The following is a 10,075-nucleotide window of genomic DNA, read 5'->3' as shown; positions in this document are numbered from 1 at the left end:
CTATTGGAAAAGACACTCATATGGAGTGTCTTTTCTTTCGTGCAAAATGATTCCTGATAATATCCAACTGTATATAGTATACGGTATATTTTTTCCTCATTAGACATATAAAAATGTTGGAGGGATGTTATGAAACTAGTAGGGAAGCACATTTATATTCGGCTTTATAAAACTGCTGATGCTAACGAGTTAGCTAACTTACATATTAGAAATCGCGAATTTTTTCAACGAGTTTGCCCGTTGCTCCCAGAAGTTTTTTATACAGAAGAACATCAAAAAATACGTCTTGAACAAGCTCTAAAAAAGACAGCTGAAGGGCAAGTATACCCTTTCGGAATCTTTTTAAGAGAAAATGATAAACTGATTGGAGACATTTCATTAACTCAAATTGTTAGGGGAGACCTCCAAAGCTGTTATACCGGATTTACTTTAGATAAGGAGCATAATGCAAAGGGTTATACAACAGAGGCTCTTCAACTTGTTGTAGATTTTGCTTTTAGGGAATTAAAGTTACATAGAATTGAAGCAGGAGCGATGCTTGATAATTTAGCATCTATTCGTGTATTAGAAAAAGTGGGGTTTAAAAAAGAAGGTATAGCGAAAGAAAATATAAGGATTAATGGCAAATGGACAGATCATCAAATAGTAGCTATCATCAACAGCTTGGATGTGTAAGCTTATTTTGATTCCAATAACGATAATTATGTAAAGGGCTGTCTATATCGACAGCTTATTATATTTTTTGCTTAGCGTGATTTTTTCGGAATGCTGGCGGCGTCATTGATGGGCGTAAGTATACTGAACATGCGCTTGAAAGAATGGCGCCTGATACAATTCAGGTTCGAGCAGAACTTACAAAGCGTGCACGTGAAAGAGCTGAAAGGAATGGTTACACATTCGGATCAAAAGAATACATGGAGGAATTAAAAAAAGTTGATCCACGTGGTGTAACACCAAGTGTAGTAGAAGAAACAATTAAGCATGCTACTAAAAAACCTGGAAATAAACCTGGTCTATGGCAATACGATGGGAAAGATGTTAGAGTCGTATTGAATGATAATGGCGATGTTGTATCCGTTGTACCTAATAAATCGTGAATATTATAAATAAAGTGGATTGAGCCCATTCACGTAAGGAGTTGTTAAATTGAATATACAATATGATGAATATGAATTATTAGAAATATTCGAGAGTGAACCAGAAGATTATTTTATTCCAGGTGCAGGTGCATATAGATATAATAAAATAGATAAATTAGGCTTTGAATTAGTAATGATTATGTGTTATTACGAGGAAACTGTTGAATTAAATTTGTATTATAAAAATAAACGCATCTTTGAAACCAAGATGCATTCGGCGAAACGAATCTATACCCGTAATGACTCATTATATGTCCAAGGTGGCGTAGAAAACAAAACAATCGAAGTAAAATTCAAACCACATTTTACAGTTACAATAAATGAGTTTTAAAAACTCGAAATTAATGATCGTAAATATTCTGCGCATGCTTTAGAAAGAATGGCTCCGGATACAATACAAGTTCGAGCTGAATTAGAGGCACATGCCAAAAGTAGAGGGCTTGTACGTAGTACACAGAAATTTAAAGAATTTGTTAATCTTAGAGGTATCACAATTTCTGTAGTAGATTTTCTGTGCCTTTCCATCGGAAAATCAAGACTGATATAAAAAATGAGTAGAAAAAACAAGGCTTTTACTTCGTGGATACCACTACAAAGTAAGAGCCTTGTTTCATTATATTTGTTCATACAGTTTTCCTTGTAGTCTTCTGTTTTCATCCTTCAATCGCTTATTCTTTATCAATTTTTCGAACAGGTTGCTCCCAGAAGTTTTTATACAGAATAACATCAAAAAATACGTCTTGAACAAGCGTTAAAAAAGAAAGCTGAAGGGCAAGTATACCCTTTTGGAATCTTTTTAAGAGAAAATGATAAAATGAAGATAATATTAGGGAATTGTGAGGATGATTACGTTGCTTACTTTGATAAAATTTGTAGTTAGTTATGCTGCAAGTCTATTTGCTTTTATTTTTGGATGGTTCTTAATTTCATATATTTTTAATCCTAGCTTTATTCACCCAGACGTTTTACAGGGGTTCATAAAAACTATCGTCACTTATGGTAGTATACCAGCTCTTATAGCTTGTCTAATTGGGGAAGTCTTATATAGGAAAATTAAACGATGTCGAGAGTTTCAATTTGGAATTCCTTTATTTATAGGACTAGCAGTTATCTATACACTTATACCATTTCTTTTTCTTTTTAATTTTTCTTTTTCATATTTCTTTGACTTCGTTGCACCTGTTATTATGGGTTCCTTAGCGTTTTATTTAGTACGTAGAAAAATATAATTTTCGTTTTGATCCATTATAATAGCTATCTCTGAATCACTAGTTTCAAAAAGCCTTCACGCAATGATGATTGCATGAAGGCTTTTGATGTTTTCTTATTTTTTTGTCTCGTTAACCCATGTAATAATGTCTTGGATGACATACTCGGGAACATTAGCAGGAATTTCGTATTCACTAGGAAGACTTAATTCTCCGTCACCCTCCGTGAAGAAATGATTCAATTTCGGGTATTTTTTGAACTGAACATTCCCGCGGTTTGCAAGCCCTTCTTGCCATTTTGTATATTCATTTTTTACTGTTACTTGATAATCGCGTGCTCCTTGCAAAATGAGTAAAGGCTCTTTTCGTGATTTTGCCTCTTCAACTGGACGCCACCTAGAAACATCATACATAAAATGAGGTGACCCAAAATTGTAGCCAGCTGGAGGATGGTCAGGATTGAAAGTAGGATCCTGAATAAAAGCAGCCTGTCTTTTTAGTTCATCGATTTCTTCCTTTGACGCCCCAAGGTATTCATACTGATCAATGGCAATGTCAGTCAAAGGGCGTGCAGGTGGTGCGAGTAAGATACTTCCTCGGACAAGTGAGGAAGGCGCTTTGCTCAGTATACGTGGCATTGTACCGGCTCCTTGACTATGTCCAAGAATGAAAATATTATTTGGATCAATGCCTTCCTGCTGCGCTGCGGATTTTGCTGCATATATAGCATCATCTGTAGTATCACGGTCTAACGTAACGGGTTCTGCACTCATCTTTAATGCATGTTCTAAGGTACGTTTTTCATAGCGCAACACTGCAATTCCGTTGGATGAAAGGCCCACCGCAATGTCTCGTAAGATTTTTGTTCCCAAATAGGTAGCATCGCGATCATGGATGCCAGCACCATGCACAAGAACAACGACGGGTACCTTTTCACCACGCTTATGTTTCGGAACTGTTAATGTCGCTGGTAACGGATAGGTAGAATTTCCAATGACGATTTCACGTTCTTGATAGGAGTCAGGTTGATCATAGCTAGGATGGGGGATGGTAAAAGGTTCCTCGGGTGGCCTTTCTCCAATTTCATCTACTTTCCCGCCAGGTGTGAATTTAAGGAGTAGCGGTATGGTAGTTCCTTCGGTAGCTGCTGGAATTTCCACCGTCTGATGGACCAAGTTTCGTTCTTTTATCACGGGGGTTCCCATGCTTTTTATCCCGCTCCAGCCACTTTGTGTCCACCAGTTTTGTAATGTGTTTGCTGTAAATTTGGATTGAAAAGCAGCAGACGTCAACTGGAGTGCCTCTGCATACTTACCTTGCTGGAGATATTCAAAAAATAATGATGTACGCTCCGTTAAAGAGACTAGTTTCTTTTCAGCAGATTGTTCCTCGCGTGTGTCTGCGTGAATAGTTGTTGTAAGCGGGAAAGATGAAACGCCTAAAGAAAAGAGTAGGGTAAAGGTAAGTACTGATCTTTGTATTTTCTTTTTTTTATTCATGTTTTAACCTCCAATATGTGATGGTACAAAACAGGTATGGTAATTAGAATTCTGGTGCGAAAACTTCAAAATATTTGCAATTAATCTCCAAAACTCGGACACACTCATATTATTACTCTAAAAAAACGTAGATTTCTCCTTCTTCCACGTGCATATAAACTTCAGAAATAATCTTTCTTCCTTCACTTTATATTTTGATTATAAGAAACAAAGCTCTCGTTTTTCTTACTTGATACTTACAAATTCCTTAAGTAGGGGATATTTTAAAATCTTAGCTTGATGAATATGTAGAAGTACTCCTATGTTAAGAGATAGCTTAAGGACCAAGGATTATATTGTTTTTATGAAGAGTTGATGTTATGTTTGTTTTGTAACATATGGTGTTTTATGTATGTAGGAGGATTTATTGAAGAAATTATTAATATTGTTTTTATTAGCTACATTTTGTCTACAGATTACAGGATGTTCTAATAATATGGGTACACTAAGGGAGAAGTCTAAAACTTCAAAACCTGTGAAGTCTAAACGCATCAATAAAGGGTGGTACAAACATATGTAATAGTTTGTACCACCCTTTATTGATGTTAGAAGTCATAAAGAAAAGACACCCTAAGGTGCCTTCCTTCGACTTGAACCATCTTAATTTTAATAATATATTGGACTCCCATCCAAATATTATTTTACCATGTTAAGTTGTTTTATTCATTGAGAAATATGCTTTAAAACTATATTTTTAAAAATTATATAGATTTGAACAATATGTATACGAGCCACATATCAAAAAAAAGACACTCTCAAGAGTGCCTCTCCTTAGCAGCCGAATCCGCCGCCCCAACAGCTAGCGCCAACGATGATTAATAAGATGAAGAGCACAACAAGTAAGGCAAATCCGCCGCCGAAACCACAGCCTCCACCACAACTACCTCCATAGCCCATATTAACTCCTCCTTCCATAAAGACCATTTATTAATGGATTTAATTTAATTTATGTTTTTAAGGGTGAATGGAGCAGGTCCTTAAAAAAATAAAAGGATTTTGGAAGTTAAAAAGAGTTGACGAACTTATTTTTGTCACCGGTATTTCGTCTGCTACATATTGTATTTTATTCTGTGTATTGGGGGAAGGAGGATCTTATGGCTAATTCTGAGATGATTTTACGTTTACTTACGGATTTAAAGATTGAACAACAATTGTTGAAAGAACAGTTAGAGAAAATGCAAACAGCTGTGACTATTCTTGAAGAAAAATCAGTGACGCTTAAAGAAAAACCAGCGACTCTTAAAGAAAAAACAATGACTCCTGAAGAAAAACCATCTGTTACAAAGCAAAGAGCTTTTTCTGGACGCCCAACATCTTTTCGTGATTGGAGAGCAGCTAGTCAAAAAAATTAGGGAATGTTATGTGAAATGATAAATGAAAAAGTACAGTCTGCTGTAGAAAAGACTGTACTTTTTTATGTTAGTAGAGAATGTTAAGGGAGACGTATTTATTTTGCCTATTCCAATTCCACTTTTAATTGGAGCTCTTTATCTAACTTATCATTATTAAATTTTAAAGTTAATCCTCGCGTGTTTTTCGGTACATCGAATACAATGTTTCCGTCCGAATGTTCATCAGGGTTAACAATACCAAATTTAAATGTAGACGTATTTGCAGCTTTAAGTACGGATTGATATTCATTAGAAATGTGATATTCTCTTCCAAATCCATCAATTAATTTAAAGTTGTTAATATCTAGTGTAATGGGTTCTTCTTTACGATTATAAACTGCGATGTCTAATACTTTAAAGACACCTTGTGCTTTAACTTCGCCAGTCCCTATAACATCTAATGACTCGGCAGATCCCATTGACATGTATACATCAGAGGAATCTACATTGGTAGGAAGTTCTTTTTGCGAATCCTTGCTGCTAAGTTTGTCATTCTCTGTTTTTTTAGAAGTCGCCTGCTCATTTTTCGCAGGCGCATCATGTGAACCGCAAGCTGATACTCCAAACAAGAATGTGCTACATAATAATGGGGCTAATAACTTTTTGTTCATCGTTTCTTCCTTCCAAAATAGAAGCACTTTAATGAGTGCTATATATTTGTCTTTATATGTATTACATTTTATATCTTATTATATTAATTTTGGAAGGAAAAGGGAAAACATTGTGCATTTCTCTGATTCGAGTTATTTATCCGTCTAAAAGTTGAAATTAAAATGAGCCCCATAAATGATAAATCATTCCACTTACAAAAAATGCTAATCCTAAAAATAAAACAATTAAAGCAAGCATTCCATTTTTATTATGTTCCATAAAAGTAGCTCCTTTTTCATTTACTTACATACAAAAAGCCTTTAGTCGTAATTATGGCTAAAGGCTTTAATCTTCATACTTTGTAGTTTATAAAAAAGTTGCACTTCTGTATTAATCTGGAATATGATTGTTTAAAGAGAAGGTGATGAGTACATGCAGGAAATAAAACAATTCCCGCTTATATCTGGAAATCCCTCATTAGATTTAGTAAATACAGAGCTAGTTAGGCGTGGACAACGTTATGATTTATTAATAACAAATGAAGATGTATTAGAATGGCTACATGTAATAAAGGTTAATTTTCCTTTTTGGAATGAAAAAACACTTATAGGAATTCAGAAGCGAATGGATCAAGTTACATCTAGCATATTAGAGGTAAGAGAAGTATTGAGAAAACAGTTTGAGGCAATTGCTGATCAGCAAGAAATTTCTAATGATTTTATTACGTATTTAGAAAAACAAATTGAGAAGGCACCATTTACATATAAAATCATTGAACAGCAGCTAGTATCTATCCCAGTTGGAGAAATCGAGGATGTACTCGCATCGTTAATTGCATTTGACGCTTTAACGTTAATAGCAGAAAATAAGCTTATTTCCCTTAAAAGGTGTTCAAATCCTGACTGTGTTTTATTATTTATAGATAAGAGTGGAAAACGAAAATGGTGTTCTATGAAAATATGTGGGAACCGGAAAAAGGTAGCAAAATTTCAGGATCGAAAATTTGAGGAAGTTTAGAGAATCAACTTATAATAGTTGATTCTTTTTTTGTATTTTAAAACTAACCCCTTAAATTAATATTTACAGGTTAGTTATGTCGAGTTATAATTGTTGGTAAATAAAGGAGGAGAACGATGGATAATATAACAGCAACTAAGCAGAAAGATCCTCAACCAATAAGTGTACGATATTTTACAAAAATGAAAGGGAAAGGAAGAAGCCCATTACAAGTAAATGTAAAGGACTCTTTAACGGGACTACTAGGGGGATTTTTAACAATTCTTACCTTAACATATTTAACGAGCATAACCTCTACAGAATTATTAATGGCTCCATTTGGTGCGAGTTGTGTATTAGCGTTTGGAGTTTGGAATGCGCCATTATCTCAGCCGCGTAATATTATTGGAGGACATTTGATTTCAACTTTCATTGGTCTATCAATATATCATTTGTTTGGGAATGAATATTGGACAATTGCTTTAGCGGTGGGGATGGCAATAGCCGTTATGATGTTAACGAGAACGACGCACCCTCCGGCAGGCGCCGATCCGATTATCGTTATTTTAGGGGCAAACAGTTGGAGTTATTTAGTAACACCAGTTTTAATTGGCTCCGTTGTTATTGTAGTTATTGCTTTATTCATTAATAATATGAGTAGTAAAAGAAGCTATCCAACTTTTTGGATGTAGTTTGTGAAGTGAAAAATAATTTAAGTGAGTATTCTATTCTTACTATGTTTTATTTTTTATATAGTAAAAGCCTTAGTCGTAATTGCAGCTAATGACTTGGGTCCTCATACTTTGTAGTTCATAAAGAAAAGACACTTTAAAGTGCCTTCTACAGATTTGAATTATTTAATTCATGTAATTAATATTCGTTAGCATAAAACTCTTTTATTAATTTTATTTCATTTGTATCTGGATTAAACTTAAATATTTTAATTTGATTCGATTCATCTTTGTATGCAAATGTATTCTCACCAACTTGGGTCATATTGCTGGTGTTTAAAATAGGATCGCTACCGTGATCAGTAATTTCCACAGTTTTCTCCCGGTCCCAGAATGCAATGACAATAATCAAAATGATAAGACATACCCGTATAAAACGTAATTCTCTTGCAACAGGATGTTCCATCTGTTTGTCTCCTTTACTGTTTGATAGAGTGTGTTTATAAAAGAGATAATTTCTAGGAATATAAATAAAAAAGACACCGTAAAGTGTCTTTTTTATTTTAGTTATGCGCATTACTTAATAAGACGCTAGTTCCTCAGTCTGGCTATGAGTAACTATGTAGGGTGATTTTATTATAACATTTTAACCAGTAATGGGTCTATATGGAATTTAATTGTTTTTATTTTTGATTATTCAGAACGATTAATTGGGTATTTGGATGAAGGAAGCAGTGACTTAACTTGTTTTAGAAGAGTGTTTAGATGAGCTTGATATAGATGAAGATTTAGATGCTATGTCTTATACATTGGTCTTGCAGCAATATAACTGGAGAAAGGGGAGGGGGCTAATCTTGAGATTTGGAAAGAAGCTGATGTAGAAGATTATGAAGAGAGAGAGAAAGTTTTACATACATTAAAAGCACAACTGATAAAGTGTAGAGTTATATTTCCCTTTACACGAACATAACGGTATACTATAGTTAAGTTAAGTGAACTTAACTATTAAGCGAAATAAAAGCATGGAGGAATAACGCTATGACTAGAACGTATAAAGAAGTAATTAATGAAATGAACCGAGCTTATAATGAATTCTACATTTTACTATTCCAGGAGTTAAAAGATGAGTTCGGTCTTACAGGACAGCAAGAGAGCATGCTATTTCATATTAATTTAAATGAAAACACGACGGCAAATCACATTGCGACTACTTTTAATGTATCAAAAAGTGCCGTTAGCCAAGTTTTATCGAAATTGGAGAAACAGAAGATGATTTCAAAACAAGTAAACCCTAATAATAAACGGGAGTATTTTCTTACACTTGGTCCAAACGGTAGTAAGTATATAGAGCGGTTGTCTGAGTTAGATGATGTATTAATTGAGAAATATTTTTCTAAAATCGATATAAACGCCCTAGAGCAAATGACAGATACGTTAACGAAAATAAATAAAGTGATATTGGAAGAAAAGCAGAAGGATCTTGATTGTAATGAGTAAGAACTTAGATGAAGCAATTAGTAGAAAGGAGGAGAAGTGCATTATGAGTTTCATACCAAATATGATTACGATAGCAAATTTTATATGTGGGCTTTTGGCTATTCATGCTGTTTTCGTTGACGAGATGTACGGTGCAGTTATGTTCATTATTACAGGTATGGTCCTTGATCTGTTTGATGGCATGGTCGCTCGGAAACTTGATTCTGTTTCGGAAATAGGCGGAGAGCTAGACTCATTTGCGGATTTAGTGACCTTCGGTGTGGCACCGTCTATTCTTGCATATAGTGTCGCTTTAAAAGATTTGCAGTCTATCGGGATGATATGTGCGCTTGCTTATAGTATTTGCGGAATGCTTCGGCTTGCAAGATTTAACACACAGCAAAGCAAACTCCCGACCTTTATCGGCATGCCGATTCCATTTGCGGCAATGTGTCTCCTCATTTTATGTTTTTTAAAGAATCCAGTTTCCGTGGCGTTTGGTACATGCGCACTCGCTTATTTAATGTTGAGCAAAATCAAATTCCCTCATTTTAAAAAAGATATAGCTGAAAGCTTGAAGCCTGGAAGATTGGACTGATGATACGGAATTACAATGAGAAAGATAAAGGAGAATAACATGATTCGTATGGCACTAAAATCGTTTAACATACAAATGTATTGTTTGCTAGGCGTAATGTTATTGGGCTGGCTCGTGACACCTTTTTCAGCCCAGTTTGTAGGGATAAGCATTGGCCTTTTGGTGAGTATGTACTGCGCCTGGATTTTAGGAAGGCGTATTGAAAAGTTCGGAGATAGCATTGTAAAAAAAGAAAAAGCACCGATGCTCGGAATGATAAATCGGTTTGCAGCCGCAATACTAGGTGCGATTATTATGTATGAAATTGAACACCATGAATTCATGTGGACATTCGCTGCCGGAATTATGGGTGGGTATTTCTTGGTTATTATTAATTTGGGGTATTACAGTATGAGGGATGCGGAGGAATAAAGTTTCACTTTATTATAAAGAAAAGACACCCATATAAGAGTGTCTTTTCTGATAGT

14 protein-coding genes and 1 pseudogene are annotated in these 10,075 nt (G+C 34.9%); 11 read left to right on the top strand and 4 right to left on the bottom strand.

Features of this window, described 5'->3' with window-relative positions; translation table 11 throughout:
* Nucleotides 1-129: 129 nt before the first annotated feature.
* From OXT04_RS29155 to OXT04_RS29135, 5 genes and pseudogenes are all read left to right on the top strand, one after another.
* Nucleotides 130-675 carry a GNAT family N-acetyltransferase gene (locus OXT04_RS29155; protein ID WP_000779764.1) on the top strand — a complete coding sequence of 182 codons (546 nt, stop codon included), beginning with the start codon at nucleotides 130-132 and terminating at the stop codon, nucleotides 673-675.
* A 143-nt stretch (nucleotides 676-818) separates the two neighbouring features.
* On the top strand, nucleotides 819-1,097 hold the full coding sequence (locus OXT04_RS29150; protein WP_000035152.1) for a hypothetical protein: 279 nt from the start codon (nucleotides 819-821) through the stop codon (nucleotides 1,095-1,097).
* A gap of 49 nt (nucleotides 1,098-1,146) precedes the next feature.
* Nucleotides 1,147-1,470: a hypothetical protein gene (locus OXT04_RS29145; RefSeq protein WP_001025898.1), complete on the top strand. Its 324-nt coding sequence runs from the start codon at nucleotides 1,147-1,149 to the stop codon at nucleotides 1,468-1,470.
* Nucleotides 1,471-1,818: 348 nt separating this feature from the next.
* Nucleotides 1,819-1,998: pseudogene (locus tag OXT04_RS29140) on the top strand (GNAT family N-acetyltransferase); the annotation flags it as partial.
* Nucleotides 1,982-2,368, top strand: a complete 387-nt coding sequence (locus OXT04_RS29135) for a hypothetical protein (protein ID WP_000631589.1) — start codon at nucleotides 1,982-1,984, stop codon at nucleotides 2,366-2,368. The pseudogene OXT04_RS29140 and the gene OXT04_RS29135, both read left to right, overlap by 17 nt.
* A 95-nt stretch (nucleotides 2,369-2,463) precedes the next feature.
* On the opposite strand, the gene OXT04_RS29130 is transcribed toward OXT04_RS29135, so the two are convergent.
* Together OXT04_RS29130 and OXT04_RS29125 are read right to left on the bottom strand one after the other, a co-directional pair.
* The gene (locus OXT04_RS29130; RefSeq protein ID WP_267418926.1) at nucleotides 2,464-3,846 is read right to left on the bottom strand and encodes an alpha/beta hydrolase; all 1,383 of its coding nucleotides are present in this window, start codon (nucleotides 3,844-3,846) and stop codon (nucleotides 2,464-2,466) included.
* An 810-nt stretch (nucleotides 3,847-4,656) separates the two neighbouring features.
* Nucleotides 4,657-4,782, bottom strand: a complete 126-nt coding sequence (locus tag OXT04_RS29125; protein WP_000540377.1) for a YjcZ family sporulation protein — start codon at nucleotides 4,780-4,782, stop codon at nucleotides 4,657-4,659.
* Nucleotides 4,783-4,979: 197 nt separating this feature from the next.
* Between OXT04_RS29125 and OXT04_RS29120 the strand changes: the two genes are divergently transcribed.
* A complete protein-coding gene (locus OXT04_RS29120) occupies nucleotides 4,980-5,237 on the top strand; it encodes a hypothetical protein (RefSeq protein ID WP_000013692.1) in 258 nt (85 codons plus the stop codon).
* A gap of 104 nt (nucleotides 5,238-5,341) precedes the next feature.
* On the opposite strand, the gene OXT04_RS29115 is transcribed toward OXT04_RS29120, so the two are convergent.
* Nucleotides 5,342-5,887 (bottom strand): DUF4352 domain-containing protein, encoded by a 546-nt coding sequence (locus tag OXT04_RS29115; RefSeq protein ID WP_061655465.1) that lies wholly within the window; start codon nucleotides 5,885-5,887, stop codon nucleotides 5,342-5,344.
* 412 nt (nucleotides 5,888-6,299) lie between these two features.
* Between OXT04_RS29115 and OXT04_RS29110 the strand changes: the two genes are divergently transcribed.
* Together OXT04_RS29110 and OXT04_RS29105 are read left to right on the top strand one after the other, a co-directional pair.
* The gene (locus tag OXT04_RS29110; RefSeq protein ID WP_001156084.1) at nucleotides 6,300-6,884 is read left to right on the top strand and encodes a CGNR zinc finger domain-containing protein; all 585 of its coding nucleotides are present in this window, start codon (nucleotides 6,300-6,302) and stop codon (nucleotides 6,882-6,884) included.
* Between the two features lie 116 nt (nucleotides 6,885-7,000).
* Complete coding sequence (locus tag OXT04_RS29105; protein WP_000368844.1) at nucleotides 7,001-7,555, top strand: HPP family protein; 555 nt, start codon at nucleotides 7,001-7,003, stop codon at nucleotides 7,553-7,555.
* 178 nt (nucleotides 7,556-7,733) lie between these two features.
* Here the strand turns inward: OXT04_RS29105 and OXT04_RS29100 are convergent, their stop codons facing one another.
* The gene (locus tag OXT04_RS29100; protein WP_000400965.1) at nucleotides 7,734-8,000 is read right to left on the bottom strand and encodes a YmzC family protein; all 267 of its coding nucleotides are present in this window, start codon (nucleotides 7,998-8,000) and stop codon (nucleotides 7,734-7,736) included.
* A 572-nt stretch (nucleotides 8,001-8,572) separates the two neighbouring features.
* On the opposite strand from OXT04_RS29100, the gene OXT04_RS29090 reads away from it, so the two are divergent.
* Genes OXT04_RS29090 through OXT04_RS29080 form a run of 3 tightly spaced genes read left to right on the top strand, consistent with a single transcriptional unit; the run spans nucleotide 8,573 to nucleotide 10,019 of the window.
* Nucleotides 8,573-9,031, top strand: coding sequence for a MarR family winged helix-turn-helix transcriptional regulator (locus OXT04_RS29090; RefSeq protein ID WP_000198941.1), 459 nt, complete (start codon nucleotides 8,573-8,575; stop codon nucleotides 9,029-9,031).
* Nucleotides 9,024-9,608 (top strand): CDP-diacylglycerol--serine O-phosphatidyltransferase, encoded by a 585-nt coding sequence (gene pssA, locus OXT04_RS29085; RefSeq protein WP_267418925.1) that lies wholly within the window; start codon nucleotides 9,024-9,026, stop codon nucleotides 9,606-9,608. Before OXT04_RS29090 ends, pssA begins: the two co-directional genes overlap by 8 nt.
* Nucleotides 9,609-9,647: 39 nt before the next feature.
* Complete coding sequence (locus tag OXT04_RS29080) at nucleotides 9,648-10,019, top strand: ATP synthase subunit I (protein ID WP_000620577.1); 372 nt, start codon at nucleotides 9,648-9,650, stop codon at nucleotides 10,017-10,019.
* The last annotated feature ends 56 nt before the right edge of the window (nucleotides 10,020-10,075 follow it).

Origin of the sequence: Bacillus sp. GC_Bacil_1 (assembly GCF_026540675.1) — a bacterium.
In the GTDB taxonomy this organism is placed as follows: domain Bacteria; phylum Bacillota; class Bacilli; order Bacillales; family Bacillaceae_G; genus Bacillus_A; species Bacillus_A cereus.
The sequence above is the reverse complement of the archived record's forward strand: the minus strand, read 5'-3'. Positions and strand labels throughout refer to the sequence as shown.

Coding starts and splice junctions, on each gene's coding strand:
- OXT04_RS29155 (WP_000779764.1), top strand. CDS start 130: ATGAAACTAGTAGGGAAGCACATTTATATTCGGCTTTATAAAACTGCT.
- OXT04_RS29150 (WP_000035152.1), top strand. CDS start 819: ATGGCGCCTGATACAATTCAGGTTCGAGCAGAACTTACAAAGCGTGCA.
- OXT04_RS29135 (WP_000631589.1), top strand. CDS start 1,982: ATGATTACGTTGCTTACTTTGATAAAATTTGTAGTTAGTTATGCTGCA.
- OXT04_RS29130 (WP_267418926.1), bottom strand. CDS start 3,846: ATGAATAAAAAAAAGAAAATACAAAGATCAGTACTTACCTTTACCCTA.
- OXT04_RS29125 (WP_000540377.1), bottom strand. CDS start 4,782: ATGGGCTATGGAGGTAGTTGTGGTGGAGGCTGTGGTTTCGGCGGCGGA.
- OXT04_RS29120 (WP_000013692.1), top strand. CDS start 4,980: ATGGCTAATTCTGAGATGATTTTACGTTTACTTACGGATTTAAAGATT.
- OXT04_RS29115 (WP_061655465.1), bottom strand. CDS start 5,887: ATGAACAAAAAGTTATTAGCCCCATTATTATGTAGCACATTCTTGTTT.
- OXT04_RS29110 (WP_001156084.1), top strand. CDS start 6,300: ATGCAGGAAATAAAACAATTCCCGCTTATATCTGGAAATCCCTCATTA.
- OXT04_RS29105 (WP_000368844.1), top strand. CDS start 7,001: ATGGATAATATAACAGCAACTAAGCAGAAAGATCCTCAACCAATAAGT.
- OXT04_RS29100 (WP_000400965.1), bottom strand. CDS start 8,000: ATGGAACATCCTGTTGCAAGAGAATTACGTTTTATACGGGTATGTCTT.
- OXT04_RS29090 (WP_000198941.1), top strand. CDS start 8,573: ATGACTAGAACGTATAAAGAAGTAATTAATGAAATGAACCGAGCTTAT.
- pssA (WP_267418925.1), top strand. CDS start 9,024: ATGAGTAAGAACTTAGATGAAGCAATTAGTAGAAAGGAGGAGAAGTGC.
- OXT04_RS29080 (WP_000620577.1), top strand. CDS start 9,648: ATGATTCGTATGGCACTAAAATCGTTTAACATACAAATGTATTGTTTG.